The 246-nt window shown below is 42.3% G+C and carries 1 protein-coding gene; it reads left to right on the top strand.

Features of this window, described 5'->3' with window-relative positions; translation table 11 throughout:
• The coding region (locus EPG66_RS23140; RefSeq protein ID WP_246379584.1) for an IS3 family transposase at positions 1–209 on the top strand (209 nt) is incomplete at its 5' end.
• Positions 210–246: the final 37 nt, after the last annotated feature.

A 246-nucleotide genomic window follows, 5' to 3' on the forward strand; every position in this document is an offset into this window, starting at 1 on the left:
ATGATAATGCGGTTGCAGAAAGCTTTTTCCAGTTGTTGAAACGCGAACGGATAAAGAAAAAGATCTACGGAACGCGGGAAGAAGCCCGCAGCGATATTTTTGATTACATCGAAATGTTTTATAACAGTAAGCGTCGGCATGGTTCTAGCGATCAGATGCCACCGACAGAATATGAAAACCAGTATTATCAACGGCTCGGAAGTGTCTAGATTATCCGTGGCGATTCACAAGGATATGGCTATTATA

It is taken from the genome of Pantoea pleuroti (assembly GCF_014156615.1).
Lineage (GTDB): Bacteria > Pseudomonadota > Gammaproteobacteria > Enterobacterales > Enterobacteriaceae > Pantoea > Pantoea agglomerans.